17 protein-coding genes and 1 tRNA gene are annotated in these 18,045 nt (G+C 70.4%); 8 read left to right on the forward strand and 10 right to left on the reverse strand.

The window, feature by feature from the left end; genetic code table 11:
- Nucleotides 1–24: 24 nt before the first annotated feature.
- Together U2P90_RS06475 and U2P90_RS06480 are read left to right on the forward strand one after the other, a co-directional pair.
- Nucleotides 25–525 (forward strand): DUF3105 domain-containing protein, encoded by a 501-nt coding sequence (locus U2P90_RS06475; protein ID WP_322474670.1) that lies wholly within the window; start codon nucleotides 25–27, stop codon nucleotides 523–525.
- Nucleotides 526–690: 165 nt separating this feature from the next.
- Complete coding sequence (locus U2P90_RS06480) at nucleotides 691–2,709, forward strand: hypothetical protein (protein WP_322474273.1); 2,019 nt, start codon at nucleotides 691–693, stop codon at nucleotides 2,707–2,709.
- A gap of 75 nt (nucleotides 2,710–2,784) precedes the next feature.
- Here the strand turns inward: U2P90_RS06480 and obgE are convergent, their stop codons facing one another.
- The 3 genes from obgE to rplU form a co-directional block, all read right to left on the reverse strand.
- The gene (gene obgE, locus U2P90_RS06485; protein ID WP_322474274.1) at nucleotides 2,785–4,110 is read right to left on the reverse strand and encodes a GTPase ObgE; all 1,326 of its coding nucleotides are present in this window, start codon (nucleotides 4,108–4,110) and stop codon (nucleotides 2,785–2,787) included.
- 122 nt (nucleotides 4,111–4,232) lie between these two features.
- On the reverse strand, nucleotides 4,233–4,508 hold the full coding sequence (gene rpmA / locus U2P90_RS06490; RefSeq protein WP_295817238.1) for a 50S ribosomal protein L27: 276 nt from the start codon (nucleotides 4,506–4,508) through the stop codon (nucleotides 4,233–4,235).
- A 17-nt stretch (nucleotides 4,509–4,525) separates the two neighbouring features.
- Nucleotides 4,526–4,828, reverse strand: a complete 303-nt coding sequence (rplU, locus tag U2P90_RS06495; protein WP_295817239.1) for a 50S ribosomal protein L21 — start codon at nucleotides 4,826–4,828, stop codon at nucleotides 4,526–4,528.
- A gap of 415 nt (nucleotides 4,829–5,243) precedes the next feature.
- On the opposite strand from rplU, the gene U2P90_RS06500 reads away from it, so the two are divergent.
- The 3 genes from U2P90_RS06500 (at nucleotide 5,244) to U2P90_RS06510 (ending at nucleotide 8,285) form a co-directional block, all read left to right on the forward strand.
- On the forward strand, nucleotides 5,244–5,618 hold the full coding sequence (locus U2P90_RS06500; RefSeq protein ID WP_322474275.1) for a DUF1232 domain-containing protein: 375 nt from the start codon (nucleotides 5,244–5,246) through the stop codon (nucleotides 5,616–5,618).
- A gap of 82 nt (nucleotides 5,619–5,700) precedes the next feature.
- On the forward strand, nucleotides 5,701–7,113 hold the full coding sequence (locus U2P90_RS06505; RefSeq protein WP_322474276.1) for a hypothetical protein: 1,413 nt from the start codon (nucleotides 5,701–5,703) through the stop codon (nucleotides 7,111–7,113).
- Between the two features lie 2 nt (nucleotides 7,114–7,115).
- A complete protein-coding gene (locus tag U2P90_RS06510) occupies nucleotides 7,116–8,285 on the forward strand; it encodes a YbfB/YjiJ family MFS transporter (RefSeq protein ID WP_322474277.1) in 1,170 nt (389 codons plus the stop codon).
- A 61-nt stretch (nucleotides 8,286–8,346) separates the two neighbouring features.
- On the opposite strand, the gene U2P90_RS06515 is transcribed toward U2P90_RS06510, so the two are convergent.
- The 6 genes from U2P90_RS06515 to U2P90_RS06540 form a co-directional block, all read right to left on the reverse strand.
- Nucleotides 8,347–10,134, reverse strand: coding sequence for a WD40 repeat domain-containing protein (locus tag U2P90_RS06515; protein WP_322474278.1), 1,788 nt, complete (start codon nucleotides 10,132–10,134; stop codon nucleotides 8,347–8,349).
- A 75-nt stretch (nucleotides 10,135–10,209) separates the two neighbouring features.
- Complete coding sequence (locus U2P90_RS06520; RefSeq protein ID WP_322474279.1) at nucleotides 10,210–12,648, reverse strand: glutamine--tRNA ligase/YqeY domain fusion protein; 2,439 nt, start codon at nucleotides 12,646–12,648, stop codon at nucleotides 10,210–10,212.
- A gap of 67 nt (nucleotides 12,649–12,715) precedes the next feature.
- Nucleotides 12,716–13,384, reverse strand: coding sequence for a hypothetical protein (locus tag U2P90_RS06525; protein ID WP_322474280.1), 669 nt, complete (start codon nucleotides 13,382–13,384; stop codon nucleotides 12,716–12,718).
- A gap of 93 nt (nucleotides 13,385–13,477) precedes the next feature.
- On the reverse strand, nucleotides 13,478–13,936 hold the full coding sequence (locus U2P90_RS06530) for a multidrug DMT transporter (RefSeq protein WP_322474281.1): 459 nt from the start codon (nucleotides 13,934–13,936) through the stop codon (nucleotides 13,478–13,480).
- 215 nt (nucleotides 13,937–14,151) lie between these two features.
- Nucleotides 14,152–15,312 (reverse strand): S1C family serine protease, encoded by a 1,161-nt coding sequence (locus tag U2P90_RS06535; protein WP_322474282.1) that lies wholly within the window; start codon nucleotides 15,310–15,312, stop codon nucleotides 14,152–14,154.
- A 215-nt stretch (nucleotides 15,313–15,527) separates the two neighbouring features.
- Nucleotides 15,528–15,917: a hypothetical protein gene (locus tag U2P90_RS06540; RefSeq protein ID WP_295817266.1), complete on the reverse strand. Its 390-nt coding sequence runs from the start codon at nucleotides 15,915–15,917 to the stop codon at nucleotides 15,528–15,530.
- Nucleotides 15,918–16,038: 121 nt separating this feature from the next.
- Between U2P90_RS06540 and U2P90_RS06545 the strand changes: the two genes are divergently transcribed.
- Both U2P90_RS06545 and U2P90_RS06550 read left to right on the forward strand, forming a co-directional pair.
- Nucleotides 16,039–16,731: an XRE family transcriptional regulator gene (locus tag U2P90_RS06545; protein WP_295817269.1), complete on the forward strand. Its 693-nt coding sequence runs from the start codon at nucleotides 16,039–16,041 to the stop codon at nucleotides 16,729–16,731.
- Between the two features lie 8 nt (nucleotides 16,732–16,739).
- Nucleotides 16,740–17,198: a gamma-glutamylcyclotransferase family protein gene (locus U2P90_RS06550; RefSeq protein WP_322474283.1), complete on the forward strand. Its 459-nt coding sequence runs from the start codon at nucleotides 16,740–16,742 to the stop codon at nucleotides 17,196–17,198.
- Between the two features lie 56 nt (nucleotides 17,199–17,254).
- On the opposite strand, the gene rpsO is transcribed toward U2P90_RS06550, so the two are convergent.
- Nucleotides 17,255–17,530 (reverse strand): 30S ribosomal protein S15, encoded by a 276-nt coding sequence (gene rpsO / locus U2P90_RS06555; protein ID WP_295817273.1) that lies wholly within the window; start codon nucleotides 17,528–17,530, stop codon nucleotides 17,255–17,257.
- A gap of 402 nt (nucleotides 17,531–17,932) precedes the next feature.
- Here rpsO and U2P90_RS06560 point away from each other — a divergent pair.
- Nucleotides 17,933–18,015 (forward strand) — tRNA-Leu (locus U2P90_RS06560).
- Nucleotides 18,016–18,045: the final 30 nt, after the last annotated feature.

The following is an 18,045-nucleotide window of genomic DNA, read 5'->3' on the forward strand; positions in this document are numbered from 1 at the left end:
GGTGAGATACCCTGGGCCGTGATGATGCGCGCCGCGTTCCCGATCCTGCCCGTGATCCTCCTGACCCTGACCGCGTGCGGCTCCAAGGGCATCGAGGGCCTCCAGACCTACACCTACGCCGCCGGCGATCACCGCAGCGGTTCCCTGGTCTACGCCGAGAACCCGCCGGCGGGCGGGGCGCACAACCCCAGCTGGCAGAACTGCGGCGTGTACACCCAGCCGCTGTACAACGAGTACGCCGTGCACAGCCTGGAGCACGGCGCGGTGTGGATCACCTACCGTCCGGATCTGGACGCCGCCCAGGTCACCGCCCTGAAGACCCTGGTGGATGGCCGCCCCTACACGCTGCTCAGCCCCTACGACGGTCTGCCCAGTCCGGTCGTGGCCAGCGCGTGGGGGGCCCAGTTGAAGGTCGAGAAGGCCGACGACAGCCGTCTGAAAGCCTTCCTTGACAAGTACGAGCAGGGGCCGACCGCTCCCGAGCGCGGCGCGGCCTGCAGCGGCGGCTACGGCGGCACGCGCTGAGTCTGGTCGTCCGGTAGCACGCAGGTCACACTATTTCGGGCTCATCCGGCAGCGCCACGTGCCGGATGAGCCCGCCGTGAATTCGGACTAACCCGGTCTGGGACGCGCTCGCCCTACACTGCGCCGAGTCCGACGTCCCCGCCCGTCCTGTCCGGAGGCCCGTCCATGTCCAGGTTCCCGATCCGCGCCGCGCATCTGATCCGACGTTTCGTCCGGGGGTGGCTGCTGGCCCTGCTCCCGCTGCTCGCGCTCCAGTCGCAGGCCATGGCCGCGAAGATCGGCACCGTGACCTACACGGCTCCCACCGGCTGGGCGGTGAAGGCGCAGCCCGAGATGGTCACCTTCACCGCTCCCGGCGGCGCGGGCCAGGGCCTGATGCTCCTGATCCCGGATCAGAAGGTCAGCGGCGACCCGGAGGCGTGGTTCAGGACGGTCGTGCAGCAGCTCTCCAGCGACGGCCAGATCACCGATCAGAGCGAGATCCAGGCGGGGAGTGGTGCCGGCGCGTCCCTGCTCTCGGCCGCTGTGACCGTCCGGCTGTCACAGGGCACGCAGTACCGCTTCTACACGGCCCGTCTGACCGGATCGGGCAGCGCGTCGGTCTATGTGCTGGTGACGTCCAGCCTGAACGCGGTCGATGGCCTTCAGGACACTTACGTGGCACTGATCCGTTCGGCTGCCCCCGCGCAGGCTTCGGGCACGGCGGGTACCAGCACGCCCAGCAAGGGCACCGCCGCGACCTCTCCGCTGGGCGGTGCGAAGACCGCTCTGCCCGCCGTCAAACCCATGAACGCCGCGCAGTTCATCGCGGCTGGCGGCAATCCGGAGGTCGCCGTGATCCCGGACGAGTTCCGCTGCTATCAGGAAAAGCGCGGCAGCAGCGTGACCCCGGAACTGGCCGTGCAGATCCTGTCGGGCGGGAAGTACCGCACGGCCTACGGCTCGGGGACGTATACGGTGCGCAAGGACAGCAGCCTGATCAAGACCGACTGGACCGGTGGCCCGCTGGACGGGGCCTACGGCTACCTGAATATCGACGACTACGGCCAGACGCTCAGCATCAGCAATGTAGGCGAGAACGTGCTGGACGACAGTATCGATTTCGAGTGCTACCAGCGCGGCGCACGGGAGAACCGGCAGCTGCTGGACTTCAGACTCAAAACACCCGTACCCGCCGCGTACCCGTGCACGGCCACCGACGGCAGCGGCAAGTCGGGCGGCACGCTGGAGATCCTCAAGGATGGGATGTACCGACTGGGCGGCCAGACCGGGCGCTACGCGGCCGACTTCCGCAGCGACCAGAACGATGCCTGGAGTGACGTGACGTTCACGGGCGGCCCCCTGGACGACGCGAACGGCACCTACCAGGAGGACGAGGCCGGTGTGCGTACCCTCAGCGTCTACCGCCCGAAGATGGAGTGCCGGCTGGTCGTGAAGCCCACCCCCATTCCCCGCTATGGCAGCACGAAGGCCCCCACCCCCCCGAAGGGCAGCGGCGGCCTGAGCGGGGCCTACGCCGCGTGGTACCCCGATCCCCTGGCGGCCAGCGGCTACGGCACGTGCAGCGGCCTGTGCTGGGACGTGTACGTGTTCGACCGGAGCGGGTACGTGTACACCCAGGAGCCGGACGGCTCCATTGACGAGGCCAGCTGTACGCGCACCCACCCCAATGGCCTGCCGGTGTGCGAGGTCTACCGTGTCCAGGGCAGCCAGATCGTGATCGGAAAGGACAAGGCGGTGCCGCTGGTCAGGGTGGGCACCGGGCTGAAGATCGACGGCCGCACGTACGAGCCCCTGCTGAAGCTGGACGGGGCGAAGCTCGCCGGCAGCTATGAATCGAAGTCCTTCGTCGGGGGCGGCACGAGCACCGTCAGCGGGGGCTTCCAGACCACCCTGAACTTCCTGCCGCAGGGCAGGTTCACCCGGGCGCGCAGCGGCGGCGTGTCCGCGACCACCACGGACACCGGCACGAACCTCGGGAACGTGACCGGCGGCGTGACCGTGACCAGCGACCGGCGCAGCAGCGGCACGTATAAGGTGAGCGGCTACACGCTGGCGCTGACCTACGGCGACGGCCACACCGAGACGCTGTTCGCCTATGCCCTGCCGGACAAGAACGGTAGGCCCGACCTGGAACTGCTGCGGCTGGGCGGTTCGACGTACACGCGCCAGGACGGGAAGTAGTCCGGAGAATCGGTCATAAAGCAGGGGAGCACCGGACGCTGCTGGTCTGGTGCTCCCCCTTTTCCGTGCCGGGCGCTACCCGCGCACGTCCTCGTCGTCGAAGTACTCGAAGCGGTGGGCACCGATCTCCACCGTGTCGCCCTCGCGTGCGCCGGCCCGTTTCAGGGCGTTGTACAGGCCCTGACGCCGGAACACGCCACCCAGGTACTCCGAGGCGTCCTCCAGATAGCGGGAAAAGCGCGTGATGCGGGCCTCGAAGCCCCCGCCGTGGACGGCCCACACGCGCTCGGGCTGGCCGTCGCTCACGAGGCCCACGCCGCGCGCCGCCGGGTCGATGCGGAACTCGATGCGCAGGGATTCCTCGACGACCGTGTCGGGCTCCAGTTCCAGCGCGTGGCGTTCCGTCCACAGCTCGAAGGCCGGCATCATCTGGAACAGCGTCTCGCGCAGGGCATCGAGCCCCTGCCCTTCCTTGGCGCTGGTCTTCAGCACCGGCAGCCCGAACTCGGCCAGTTCGTCCTCGACCATGCTGGCGATGTCCGCGTCGACCAGTTCCACCTTGTTCAGCGCGACCAGGGCCACGTTCTCCAGCAGCGTCGGATCGTAGGCCGACAGCTCGGCCTGGAGGGCCCGCAGCTCCTCCACGGGGTTGCGGGTCACGTCCAGCACGTACACCAGCAGGCGCGTGCGGGAAATATGCCGCAGGAACTCCAGGCCCAGGCCCTTGCCCTCGCTGGCCCCCTCGATGATCCCGGGGATGTCGGCCATCGTGAAGCGCTCGTCGCGGTTCTCGCGGGCCACCACGCCCAGGATGGGCGAGAGCGTGGTGAAGGGGTAGTCCGCGATCATGGGATTGGCCCGCGACAGCGCCGCCAGCAGCGAACTCTTCCCGGCGTTCGGGTAGCCGACCAGGCCCACGTCGGCGATGAGTCGCAGTTCCAGCCGCACGCGGCGCTTCTGGCCAGGCACACCCAGCTCGGCAAAGCGTGGAGCCTGTCGCGTGGAACTCGTAAACGTGCTGTTGCCGCGTCCGCCTGCCCCGCCCCGCGCGATGATCTTTTCCTGCCCCACCGCGACCAGATCGGCCAGCACCCGGCCGCTGTCCTCGTCGAAGGCCGTGGTGCCCACCGGCACGTCGATAAACACGTCCTCGCCGTCTGCCCCCTGGCGCAATCTTCCCTCGCCGTACGCGCCGTTGGGGGCCTTGAACTTGCGGCGGCCCAGCAGCCGCTCCAGCGACTCCACGCCCTCGATCGCCCGCAGGATGATGTCGCCGCCCTTGCCGCCGTGCCCGCCGTCCGGGCCGCCCTTCTCCATGTACTTCGCCCGGTGGAAGCTCATGCTGCCGTCGCCGCCATTGCCGGCGTTCACCTCGATATTCAGTACGTCACGAAACGCCATGGTTCTACCTCTGTGTTGTGCTGCTCATGTTAGATCTGCCGGAAAAGACCGCGTGGCCGGCGGGAAACAGAAAAAACGCCCTGCCCTTCTCGCGGGCAGGGCCTGGGAACGGGCGTCCGGACTCAGTCCGCCGCGAGGTCCGTAGCGGGCACTTCGACGCTGATGAAGCGGCCGGTGCGGCCACGGTTGGTGAACACGACCTTGCCGGCTTCCAGCGCGAACAGGGTGTGGTCACGGCCCATGCCGACGTTCGCGCCGGCCTTGAACTTCGTGCCGCGCTGACGCACCAGGATGTTGCCGGCCTTCACGACCTCGCCGCCGAACTTCTTGACGCCCAGCATCTTGGGCTGGCTGTCACGTCCGTTCTTGGAGGAACCTACGCCTTTCTTGTGTGCCATCTGAGTTCAGCCTCCCCTTAACCCTTGATCCCGACGATCTTCAGGGTGGTGTAGTCCTGGCGGTGGCCGGTACGGCGGCGGTACTGCACGCCGCTCTTGTACTTGCGGATGTAGATCTTGGGGCCACGGCCGTGCTGCACGACCTCGGCGTTCACGACGAAGTTGCCGACGGCGTCGCCGAACAGCGCCTGGTCACCGCCCACGAACAGGGGCTTGAGGTCGATCTTGTCGCCCGCCTCGCCCTGAAGGCTCTCGACGTGGATCACGTCGCCCTCGGAGACGCGGTACTGCTTTCCGCCGGTCTGGATGATTGCAAACATGGGTCTCTCCTGCCTTGCCACGCTCCGGAACGCTGCCAGGAGACGTAAGCCACTGAACTTCACTGCCGAAGCCCGCCGCTCGGGGCGGGTCACCAAACAGGGACTGTAGCACATCCGGGCGGCGCGGGGATGACACGGGAACACACCCGGGGCCGGAGGGAGAAACCGGACGGGCAGGGCAGTCGGCACGCACCCCGCGGAAGGGGTGGAAGGTATGCCTGATGCGTGTTCCCGTCTGTGTGGACGTGTCCTCGCGGTACACGTGGGCTCGCCGGGGCGAGTCTGGTTTCGTTGACCTCCGGGCGGCCCGTCCTGGCTGGGGAGCCGCTGCAAGGATCGAGTGTAGCAGGCTCCGGTACGCGGGGCCAGAGCCAGGCGGAACCCCGACCATCCAGCCCGCGTATCCACCCGCGTGATGCTGTCTCCTGTCCTGGCCCGCCTTCGTCCCATCTGGCGCGACGCGCTGGCGCTGCTGTACGCGATCCGCGACCGGCGCACGCCGGACCGGGCGCGGTGGCTGGCGGCGGGAGCGCTGCTGTACGCCCTGAGTCCTGTGGATCTGCTGCCCGACGCGGTGCCCCTGCTGGGCCTGGGCGACGACCTGGTGCTGGTGCCGGCGCTGCTGGCCTACGCGGCGCGGGGGCTGCCCGCCCCGGTGCTGGCGGATGCCCGGGCCCGCTCGGCGCGGCTGCAACGGCAGGTACCGTGGCTGCTGCCGGCGCTGGTCGCGCTCCTGGTGGTGGGGGCCGTGCTGGCCGTGTGGGGCCTGCTGCGGCTGGTCACCGGCTGAGGCAGGCCGGTTCACAGGCGCAGTTCACAGGGCACGCCACGTCACTCTGGAACCCGGCCCGCAGGCGCTATCCTGGGGAAGAATGATTGACGCGGCCACCACCTGGCACCAGGCCTCTGCGGCGCTCGCCAGGAGCGAGTACGACACGGCCTTCGACGTGCTGGAGCACGCCATGAACGAGGCCAGCCGGGACGTCCGTGCCCGGCTGGCCCTGTACGTGGGCAGTATGCACACCCTGTACGGCGACGCCGCCACCGACCCCCTGGGTGCGGCGTTGCAGGAAGCCCGCACCCTGAATCCCGCCCTGCGCAGCGATCCGCTGTACCAGGCGCTCTCGGCCGAACTGGACGCGCGCACCCGTGGCCCGGACGCGGCGGCCCCGCCCGCCTCGGCCGTGGCGGCGGCCGATCCCCTGGCGCGGTATCACGCCCTGTGTGCGCTGGCGCTGTCCGACCGGCACCAGGAGGCGCTGGACGTGGATCTGCCCAGCACCGAACTCCCGGAGCACCTGCGCTGGCGGCTGCGGTCGTGGCAGGCCGACGCGCAGGAGCAGCTGGGGCATACCTCTGACGCCGTGCTGCTGTACGCCGAGGCGGCCCATCTGGCCCAGGGCGTCGACCGGGCCACCATGCTCCAGGAACAGGCGGCGCTGCTGATCCAGCAGGGGCAGCCCGCGAATGCCAAGACGGTGCTGGATCAGGCCCGGCCCCTGTACCCGGTCCAGCCCGGCGAGGACGAGGCCCTGGGACTGGCGACGTGGCACTACCTGCGGGCCCAGGCCCAGCTGAATCTGGGCCAGCCCGACGCGGCGCTCGACATGATCCGCGAGGCCGACCGCCTGGAACGCGAGCACGGCGATCCCAGCTACGGCGTCTCGCTGGTGCGTGGCCAGATCCTGACGCAGCTGGGCCGCCAGGAGGAGGCGCTGGAGGCCTTCAGCGCGGCCCTGGCCCTGGCCGGCGACACCGACCGGCCCTACGCGAACCATGAACTCGGCGTGGCGCTGCTGGATCTCGACCGCCCCGTGGAGGCCCGCGAGCGCCTGGAGAGCGTGCTGGGCGAGCCCGAGTACCCCTACCACCCCGAGGTGCTGGCCGATATTGCGGAATGCGATTACCGCCTGGGCCGCCTTCAGGAGGCCCAGCTGGAAGCCGAACAGGCGCTGGCACAGGGCGCGGTCGTGCCCGCCAGTCTGGTGCTGGGCAGTGTCGCCATGGATTATTTCCAGCTGGACGACGCCCTGGAGCATTACGAGCGCGTGATCCGGGAGGCCGCGCCGGACAGCCGCGACTGGGTCACCGGCCACCAGATGGCCGCCGACGTGATGGCCCAGCAGGGCTTTCCGAATCCGGCGGCGGCGTACGCCCACGCCCAGCAGGCCCTGGCGAGCACCCCCGAGAGCGACGACTGGCACGTGACGTTGCAGGATCACCTGCGCAAGGCCGAGGCGATGATGGAGCAGGGCGGCGCGTCGGGCGGCCGCATGCTGAACTGACCGTGCCCCCGCGCGAACCGGCGTCCGCCGTGGGGGCGCTGCTGGACATGCTGGCCCTGTCCCTGGGCGGCGCCGTGGCGCTGGGCTTCGCCCGCTTCGCTTATGCGCTGCTGCTGCCGGTCATGCGCTCGGATCTGGGCTGGTCGTTCACGCTGTCCGGGGCCATGAATGCCTCGAACGCCCTGGGGTACCTGCTGGGGGCCGTGGCAGCCACCGCTCTGGCGGGCCGGCTGGGCCTGAAGCGCGTGTTCACCGGCGGCCTGCTTCTGACGGCCGTGTCGCTGCTGCTGTGTGCGCTGACGGCCCACAGCGGGGCGCTCCTGACCCTGCGGTTGCTGGCCGGCGTGGGCGGGGCGCTGGTGTTCGTCAGCGGGGGCGGGCTGGCGGCGCTGGCGGCCCGGAGCCATCCGGAGCGCAGCGCCCTGCTGCTCGGCGTGTTCTACGGCGGCAGCGGCATCGGGATCATGCTCTCGGCGCTGCTGCTGCCGCCGATGCTGGCCGGGGGCTGGCGCGGCGCATGGGTGGGTCTGGGCGCCGCGTCGCTGGCGTGTCTGCTGCTCACGCTGCGGCCGCTGAGCCGCTTCCCAGATCGGGGAACCAGTGGCGCCGCCGGTCAGGCCACGGCGCCGCTCCAACCGCTGGCGTGGACGCTGGCCGCGTACACCTGCTTCGGCGTCGGGTACATCGCGTACATGACCTTCATCGTCGCGTTCCTGCGGGCCAGCGGGGCGGGTGCGCTGGTCACGCCGTTCTGGGCGGTGCTGGGGGCGGCGGTCGTCGTGAGTCCGGTGGTGTGGCGATCCCTGGCCACCCATGCCCCCGGTGCCCGCGCCATGGCCGTGCAGATGCTCACCCTGGCGACCGGCGCGGCCCTGCCGCTGCTGAGCATCCACCCCATGATCCTGTTCACGTCGGGCATCCTGTTCGGCGTGAGTTTCCTGGCCGTCGTGACCTTCACGACGATCATCACGCGCCGGGTGCTGCCGGAGCAGGGGTGGGCGCGGGGCATCGCGGCGTTCACGGTGCTGTTCGCCGCCGGGCAGGTCATGGGGCCGCTGCTGACCGGCGCTCTGGCCGACACGGCCGGCGGCCTGCGCCTGGGGCTGGGCGTCAGCGCCGCCGTGCTGCTGCTGGGGGCCGCGCTGGCCCTGCGGCAGCCCGCGCAGGCGTAGCCCGGCACATGACAGAGAGGCGGCCGGGACGCGAATCCCCGGCCGTTCTGTTCCGCCCTGCTCAGCGCAGGACGTTGTACACGGTGGCGCTGCCGGGCTTGCCCAGCACGCCGGAGCCGACCAGCAGCTGCCGGCTGGTGCTCGACCACACCAGCAGGTCGGTCGTCGAGTTCAGTGGGCCGCCCGAGGTCAGCAGCGCACCGCTGACCGTGTCGTAGATCCGCAGCGCCGCCCCCTCGCCGTAGGTCAGGACGGCCAGCAGCTTGCCGTCCGGGCTGAAGCGCATCGACTGCACGCCGTCGGGCACGGGCAGCGACCGGTACGGGGTGGTCGCGCCGGGGCGGATCAGTGCAATGCTCTCCTCGTCGTCCTCGGTGGTGTACCCCACGGCCAGGGTGCCGCTCGGTGTGGCCTGGAGCGTGGTCGCCCCGACCCCACCGGGCAGGCGGAAGGCGGTGGTCAGGCGTCCGGTGGCCACGTCGTAGCGCATGGTGTGGCCCTCGTGCGGCACGATCAGCACGGCGCGGCCATCCGGGGTGGGGATCGCCGCGTGGATGTCCTCCATGTCCAGCTCGTCCGAGCTGACACTGCTCAGCACCCTGCCGGTGCGGGCGCTGAGCACGGCCAGTCCGTAGTAGCCGCTGGCAACCGCCACGGTGCCGTCGGGCGTGGCGGCGATGGTGTCGTACTCGGCATCCTCGTCCAGGGTGGCCAGCGACCGGATGCGGCCGTTCTCGGTCACGCGCACCGTCAGGCCGTTCAGCGTCCACACGCGGCCCCCGCTGGCCGCGAGATCCAGCAGGTCGTCCAGCGGCCCGACGTTCAGCCGGGCACCGTCCTGCACGGCACGCAGGTCGTTCACCCCCGCGTAGAACTTCCCGTCGGGCAGGAAGGCCCCCAGCCATGTGTTCGAGGACACCAGCACGGTGCGGTTCTGCTCGGTGCGCGTGGCCGGATTGAAGCGGGCCACGCCGCGCCCCAGCGCCAGATACGTGCCGTTCAGTCCCCGCGCCACGCCCCCGCTGGACGGCACGCTGAAGCGCTCGCCCACCGTCTCGCCGGTCAGCGCGTCGTAGGTCTGGCCACGCACGCCGCCCACGTACACGAAGCGGTCGTTCCCGGTGAAGTACACGCTGCTCGTGGCCGTGCCCAGGTCGCTGCCGTCCTCGATGTCGGTGGCGTCCTCGCCGGCGCGCAGGATGAAGGCCTCGTTGCCCGTGCGGACGACCACGGCCTGCCCGTCGGGGCTGAAGGTGGCCCCCAGGCCGTCGGTGTCGTCCGACAGGGTCGCCTCGGCCAGCACCTCGCCGTCCGACAGGCGGACGAGCTGCGCGATGTCCGCGTTCATCAGCACGGCCTGTGTGCCGTCCGGAGAGGCGGCGAAATACTCCCAGGTGGTGCCCACGTCCAGCGCCTCGAAGCGCTCCGGGCCGGCCGTCAGGGTATTGCGCAGCAGGGCGCCGTCGTACACGACCAGCAGGTTGCCGGCCTCGTCGAACCCCACGTTGTCGGCGTAGATCAGCCCACGGCCGAGCTCGGCGCCGGTGGCGAGATCCCACACCGCCCAGCGATCCCGCGTCATGGCGGCCACCCGGGTGCCCTGGGGGCTGACCGCGAGGGCGCGCACTGACCCCTGCAGGGTGTGCCACGCCCGCTGCACCTTCAGGTCAGGCCCGAGCACCATCACGGCATTGTCGGCCGACACGACCCAGCGGCCACCCGTGAGCGGCCACGCGGCGTCCGTGTCGGCCCCCGGCACGGTGACCACGCGGGCCGGCTGGAGGGTCAGGGCAGAGGCCACGCCAGACACGGCGAGCGATCCGGCGAGCATCAGCGTCAACAGTCTCATGAACACACTCTAAACGCGCGGCACGCAGGACGCCGCCCGAATGCGCGGACGGCGTCGGGGTCGGTGCCGCAGACCTTACCGGGCTGCCTCCAGCGCGGCGTCCAACGCCGCCGCGACGGCCTGCGGTTCGGCCTTGCCGCCGGTGGCCCGCATGACCACCCCGGTGAAGAAGCCCTTCAGGGCAGTCTTGCCGGCACGGTAGGCCTCGACCCGGTCCGGATGGGCCGCCAGCGCGTCTGCCACGGCGCGGGCCAGATCGTCCCCGCTGACCCCGGCGTTCAGCCCCTCGCGCTCGATCACGTCCAGCGGCGCGTCGCCACTCGCGGCGGCCTGGGCCAGCGCGGTGCGGGCCACGCGCATGGTCACGGCTCCCTGCGCCAGCCGCGCCGCCAGCGGGGCCAGGGCCGCCGCCTCCACCCGTACCTCACCCGCCCGCAGGCCCGGCGCCAGGTCGTTCACGGTCCACGACACGACCTGCCCGAAGGTGGCGTCGTGGACGGCCGTCCCCAGGAAGGCCAGCAGCAGCGGATCCCGCGCCACCGTCCGTGCGTCCGCCTCCGCTGCGCCCAGCCCGGTCAGGCGGGCAACGTCCTGCTCCTGCTCGGGGCTGAGCGTGACCACCCGCGTCTCTGCCGCTTTCCCCTCGACTTTTGGCGCGGTGCCCTCTGCTCTCTGCCCTCTGCTCTCGGCCCTCGGCTCTCTGCCCTCGGCCCCCCGTCCCCACGTGTCCTTCAGCGTGATGATCCGCCCGAAGACCAGCGCGTCCTCCCGGCTGTCCACCGGATCGCGCCAGAAGTAGCCCTGGCGTTCGAACTGGTACCGCGTGTCCGGTGGGTCGCCAAGCACGCTGGGTTCCACCACGCCACGCGTGACCTTCAGGCTGTCCGGATTCAGGTAGCGCAGGAAGCCCGCGTCGACCGGGGCCGCCCCGTCCTCCAGCGCAGCCTCATCGGGGTCGAAGTGGGGGTCGGCGGCGGGTTCCAGATCGTCCACGTGTTCGCCTTCAGGATTGGGCACGCGGAACAGTCGGTCGTACAGGCGGAATTCGGCCGGGACGCCGTGCGCGGCATCGACCCAGTGGATCACGCCGGAGGCCTTCGCGCCCTCGCCCAGCAGGGTGGCGTGGATGTGGGTCACGCTGCCGTCGGCAGCGGTGTCGAAGGCGTCGGCCCGGATGATGCCCGCCCCGCGCAGCCGCACCGTGCCGCCCGGCGTGAGCCGTTTGTAGCCTTTGGGCGGCGCGGCGCTGAAGTCCTCGCGCTCGATCAGCAGCTCTGGCCCGATGGGTACGTCGCGCACGGCCTGCTCGGGGGTCACACGACCGCCGCCGGGCACTCCGACCAGACCGTCGGGCGAGCCCGCCACCACGTCGTGCGGCCAGTAGGGGAGACTCAGGGTCTGGGCGTCCAGCCCCGCGACCGTCACGGGGATGGGATCGAGCACGGCCATCACGCGGGGGGCGCGGTGGTTCAGATCCTCGCGCACGGCGTTCTCGTACACGGCCAGATCCACCGTGCGGTTGGTGCGGCTCACGCCGATCTGCGCCGCGAAGGCCCGCACGGCCTCGGGCGTGACGCCCAGGCGGCGCTGGGCTCGCAGTGTGGGCATCCGGGGGTCGTCCCAGCCGGTCACGTGCTGGCCCTCGATCAGCCGGCGCAGCTTGCGCTTGCTCGTGATCGTGTATTCCAGCCCGCGCCGCCCGAACTCGTACTGGTGCGGGCGCGGCTCGAAGTTCAGCGTCTCCATCAGCCAGTCGTAGATGGCGCGGTTGTCGACGAACTCCAGGCTGCACATGGAGTGCGTGACACCCTCGATGGCGTCCTGGAGGGGGTGCTGGAAGTCGTACATGGGATAGATGCACCACGCGTCGCCCTGCCGGTAGTGGTGCCCGCGCAGGATGCGGTAGAGCACCGGGTCGCGCAGCTTCATGTTCGGGCTGCCCAGGTCGATCTTTGCCCGCAGCACGTGCGAGCCGTCCGGGAACTCGCCGGCCTTCATGCGGCGCAGCAGCCCCAGATTCTCCTCCGGCGTGCGGTCACGGTACGGGCTGGGCGTGCCGGGCGTGCGGGGGTCGCCGCGCAGCCGCGCCATCTCGTCCGCGCTGACCGAGTCCACGTAGGCGTCGCCCTGACGCACGAGCTGCTCGGCGTAGGCGTAGTAGCGGTCGAAGTAGTCGCTGGCGTAGTAGAAGTGGTCGCCCCAGTCCCAGCCCAGCCACTTCAGGTCGTCGGCAATGGCGTCCACATATTCCTGCGTGGCGAGTTCGGGGTTCGTGTCGTCCATGCGCAGGTGGTAGCGTCCGCCGTACTGCGCGGCGGTCTGGAAGTCCAGGAACGACGCGAACACGTGCCCCAGGTGGGCGTAGCCGCTGGGCTCGGGCGGAAAGCGCGTCACGACCTGCGGCACCTTCCCACTGTGCAGGTCGCGGTCGATGATCTCGGTGATGAAGTTGGGTGCCACGTCCGGCGTGTCGCCGGGTGCAACGGGGAGCGGCGTGGGGCCGGGAACGGTCATACCCTTCAGGATAGCCGCGCCGCGCGGACTGTGCCGGAACCGGCCTATCAATCGTGGCGGACGGGCCTCAGGGCAGCCGGGCCAGCGCCGCGCGGGCCACGGCCTGGAGGTCGCGTTCCTGGGCACCGTCCGGGCTCAGGGCGAGGGCCTGCCGGAAGGTGCTGCGTGCCCACGCGTCATCGCGCAGATCCACGGCGACCAGACCGACCTGCACCAGCACGCGCACGCTGTCCGGGGCCTGGGCCTGGGCGTGGGCAGCCAGGGTGCGGGCCGTGTCCGGACGGCCACCGCCGATCACGCCGGCCTTCACCCACGCCCCCGAGTGCCATCGGGCCAGCGCTGCCCTGGCCTCGGTGAGGCCTGGATTCAGGATCAGGCTGCGCTCGTACTCGTCGCGGCACGCCCTGGACAGCTGGTAGGCCCCCAGCGTGAAGCCGCCCCGCGCGGCCTGCGAGCACAGTGCTGTGCCCAGCGTCAGGTGGGCGCGGGCATCGTCTGGGGCCGTGCGGATGGCGGCCCGTCCGGCCGTGACAGCCCGCTCCAGCCACACCTGCGGATCGGCCGCGTGATACAGCGCCTCGGCCAGGGCGGCGTCGCTGGCGGCCAGATCGCTTCCGGCGGCGTGGGCGGCGTCGTATGCCTGGGCGTACTGCCCGGCGGCCAGCAGGGTTGCGGCGGGCATGACCCCGGCAGCCGTAGAGGTCAGCAGGGCACCCAGCAGGAGCAGAACGCGCACGGGTCAGTGTGGCAGCCACACATGAAGGTTGTCTCAAGACAGGAGCTGGCCGGGACACACGCCGCGACCAGCTCCGGGGAACCCTGCCGGCAGTTACGCCGCCGGAGCCTCGGCCGTCTCGTTCTCGGGGCTGCGGCGGGCGGTGCGGCCGGGACGCTCCTGGGCGGCGTCCGGGGTGGCGGTCACGCGGGTCAGGGTCTCCGCGAAGGCCCGCAGGGCGTCGCCGGATTCCAGCTCCGTGACGGCGCGGGCGTTCAGGGCCGACAGTTCTTCACGGGTCACGGCGTACTCGGGCGCGTCGTGGCCCTTGAGCCCCTGGAGCACGCGGTAGGCGGTCGCGGCCTGGATGGTCGCGCCCTTGCTGGTGCTCAGCGCCGGCTCGCTGGTCATGCCCTGGCCCACCAGCGTGATGGTCTCGGCGCTGATCAGCGTGACCCGGTCGCCGCGTTCCTCCATGTGCGCGGCCAGCTGGAGCAGGCTCCGCAGGTCGAGCATGGTGTGGAACAGGTCGAGGTGGGCCAGCATCGCTCCTGCTTTTTTCAGGGTGTCCATACCCGCATTATTCTGTTTAAAGCATAATTGTCAAGAGGCGTTTATGAAGGATGAAGATGGGGCGGCTGTTTCGATCTGTGCTGGACGACGGATTCGGTGCGTTGTGGATGGCGGGTGTGCTGGCTGGGACGGCGTATTCTGCCGCAATACTTCCCTGATCAACGAGCAGGGCCGGCGGACGATCGGCGTCCTACCGGCCTCACCTCCTGCCATGTTCAGTTGTTGATCTGGGTGCTGCCGGTCAGGACGAGCGGCAGTTTCAGGGTCTTGCCATCGCGCAGCACGGTCAGGGTGACGGTATCCCCGACCCTGTAGGAGCGCACCGCGTACTGGAAATCGCTGAAGTTCAGCACGCGTTTCCCGTTCACCTCGGTCACGATGTCGCCGGATTCACGCTCCTGATCGGCATTCAGGCGCAGGGGTTTCAGGCCGGCCCTGGCGGCGGGGCTGCCAGCGGTCACATTGGTGAAGAAGGCTCCCGGCGTGTCCCCCAGCTTCAGGGCGTCGCTGAGCAGCTTGAAGCCCTCGGCGTCGAGCGTGAAGGCCGGCAGGAAGGCCGAGGCCAGGCCCACGCCGATCTGCGGGGCGTCCCGCTTCACGCCGGTTCTCAGTTCGGCCACCAGCGCGTTCGTGGTGGTGACCGGCACGGCATAGGAGCGGTAGATCGGATTGCGGGGCGAGCCGGCCAGCCGGATGTAGCTCACGATGCCCGCCAGTTCCCCTTTCGCGTTCACGATGGGGCCGCCGCTGTCGCCGGGGATCAGCGGGGCGTCGAGTTCCAGCGTGCCCGGCGGGAAGTCGGCCCGGCCTGCGTCCGCGTCCAGGGCGGTCAGGCGGCCGGTCTTGGAGCGCAGGAACGCCCCGTTGCCGTTGCCGACCGCCAGCTGGATGTCGCCCACGCGGGGCGCCGTCGCGGTCAGTTTCAGGAAGGGCGTGCCGCTGGGCACGTTCACCTTGACCAGCGCCAGATCCCGCTGCTCGTCGAAGCCCACCACCGTGACGGCGTAGCGCTTCTTGTCGACGGTCTGGGCGCTCAGGGCGCGGGCCTTGGCGATCACGTGGTAGGCCGTGAGCGCCAGTCCATCCGCCGAGATCAGCACGGCGGAACCGACGCCATTCGGTTCCGTGCAGTTGGTGGGGGGGCACTGCTCGATCCGCAGCGATGCTGGCCTCACCTTGGTGAACAGGGCGGCCAGGGTCTTCTCCTCGGCGCTGGTCAGGTCAGAGGTCGGGGTGGTGCGGCGCGGTGTGGCCGGCGCGGCAGGACTGGTCGCCTGGGCCAGGGTCGGAGCCGGCTGCGCGGGGCTGCCGGCCTGCGCTGGAATGCCCAGCAGCACGGTCACGCACAGCATGGCGGGGCGGACGAGGGACGACATACGATGCCCCGGGCGGGCAGACTCAGGGTTCATACCGCATTCTGCTCTGTGCGTATCCGGCGGTGTGTGGTGGCCCTTGCGATCTGACGCGCCGCGCTCCGGCACCGGCGGCACAGCACACATCGGATCACACCCCGGAAGGGCCGTCCCAGCGGCACCTGCGCTCGCCTGGTCGGGTGGGATGTGTCGGCCCTGAGAACATTCGGTAGACGGCTTCACCGCGAGTCGTCGCCAGCGGTGCCGGCGCTGGCCCCCGTGTCGCTGGGCGGATCGAAGGGCTGACTCGCTCCCGGCAGTCCCAGGCGGCGCTCGACCAGCATGCCCAGGCGGGACAGCAGGCCAGGGCCGCTCCAGCCGGTCACGCACGCCGCCGCCAGCAGCAGCGCGGGCGAGGCCCCGTCCGGCAGGGTCACGGCCAGCAGCGCCACGGCGCTCAGGGCCGCGATCCCGGCCGCGACCGCCAGGGCCAGGGTGGAACGCAGGTGCAGGGCACCGGGCGCAGCGAGCTGCCGGGCCAGCTGGGTCACGGTGCCGGCGACGAAGGCGGTGGCCAGGGCTGGCAGCCACTGGAGCAGGGCGGAGGTGAGGGGAGCGGCGTCAGACATGATGACCTCCTGGGTGATTCTGGTGGGAACAGAATCAGGAGGCCACCCTAGTATGACTACAGACATATTTCAAGTGTCCGAGATTCATTCCGGTCTCATCGCTCCCGCTACACTGCTCCCCATGCCACCGACCCAGGATTCTGGCATTCCCGCGTGGCTCCGCTCCCACCGCACGTCCCTCGGGCTGCGCCAGTCCGAGATCAGCGAGGCCACCCGCGACCACGGCGGGCCGGACACCCACATCACCCAGTCATATCTGAGCCGGCTGGAGGCCGGGACGCGGCCTCTGCACGCCCTGACTCCGGCGCGGCAGGACGCCCTACGCCGGGCCCTGGACATCACGGCCGGCGAGTGGGTCGCCCGCACCGGCCTGCCCCTGCTCGGGCCGCCCCCCGGCGAGGACGTGCTGACCGCCCTGGAGCTTGTGCGCGTTCCAGTGCGGGCGCTCGCCACCGCCGGGCTGCCCGTCACCGAGGATCAGGCAAGCATCATCGACCACGAACTCGTGCCGGCCCGTGACCACCGCCCCGGCATGCTCGTGCTCGAGGTCGGCGGCGACTCCATGACCACCGAGGCCGGTGGCATCCGCCCCGGTGACCGGATCTATGTCGACACCGGCGATCTCGACCTGCGTGAGGGCCGGATCTACGTGCTGCACGTGCCCGGCCTGGGCCTGACGGTCAAGCGCCTGCGCCGCTTCGGGCCGGCGCTGTGGCTGACCAGCGACAACCCGGATCACCCGCCCGCCAAGCCCGAGGAGGTGACGGTGGTCGGCCGGGTGTACTACCACCAGCCACAGGGCCAGCGGCTATAACGTCACGCATGACTTTTCCGGACATCCTGCCCCTGACCGCCGTCTTCGTGTACGGCACCCTGATGCCCGGCGAGCGCAACGAGCACGTGGCCCGGCAGGGCGGTGCCTTCCACGCCCGGTCGGCCACCCTGCGCGGCTACCGCCTGATCGACCTGCGCCCCGAGGCGTACCCCGGCGTCGTCCCCGGCACCCAGGACGACACGGTGACCGGGCATGTCCTGACCTACGATCCCGCCGCATGGCCCCGTGCCCTGCCCTTCCTCGACGCGCTGGAAGGGCTCCACGACACCCCCCCTCTGTACACCCGGGAGCAGGTCACGGTGCAGGTGGATGGACAGGCCGAACCCGCGTGGGTCTACGTGTACGCCCGCACGGATCGTCTGGGCCAGCACGGAGCTGTCCCCGTGCCCGGCGGCAACTGGCGCACCGTGCCGAATCGCGGCCTGCCCGCCGACGGCGACCGCTGACTGGCACATAAAAAACCGCCGCTCCGTTGCCGGGCGGCGGTTCGTGGTTCCGGGGTTCAGCGGACGATGCGCTGGCCGCGGCGGATCTTGAGCTGATCCGTCAGGGCGATGTACTCGTCGTAGTTGGTGCGTTCCAGGTACTTCAGCAGGCGGCGGCGCTGACCGTTCATCAGCTGGAGGCCGCGCTGGCCGTGCTTGTCCTTCTTGTTCTCGTTCAGGTGCGCCGCCAGGTTGTTGATCCGGGCGGTCAGCAGCGCGATCTGCACGTGCGTGCCGCCGGTGTCCTTGTCGTGCTTGGCGTGTTCCTGAACCGTCTGTTTCTTGTCGATCATGATGAACCTCTCGTGTTGCTGGAAGTCCCGCACGCGGCAGCCCGGCAAAATCCGCCTTCCGGCGGGCCTGACCGCTGACGGCGGCAAACGTGAACATACCACGGCAGAAGGGCCGCGGGTCAAGGCGAGACGGGCGTGTCTCAGATTCAGCACGGATCAGGTGGGCATTCCGCCGCCACGTCGAAGGGTACCCGTGACGTGGCGGCCGGAGACCCCTCAGCTGGAACGCAGTGCCGGTCACCAGTGCAGGGGGCAGCCGCGGCAAGACCGGACAATGGATGGCTCACAGGCACTGTGCCGGGGGCGGCCCGTCCGACGGTGTGGTCTGCCCGCCCCCATCGTCTGGCTTGACACCGCCGGGGGGTGCCCCTAGTATTACTTCCGCTCCTCAGACACCCCTGTGCTCGGGTGGCGGAATTGGTAGACGCGCACGTTTGAGGGGCGTGTGGGCAACCGTGTGGGTTCAAGTCCCATCCCGAGCACCAAGAATGCGCCGGAATCCAGTCGGGTTCCGG

This window comes from Deinococcus sp. AB2017081 (assembly GCF_034440735.1).
GTDB lineage: Bacteria > Deinococcota > Deinococci > Deinococcales > Deinococcaceae > Deinococcus > Deinococcus rufus.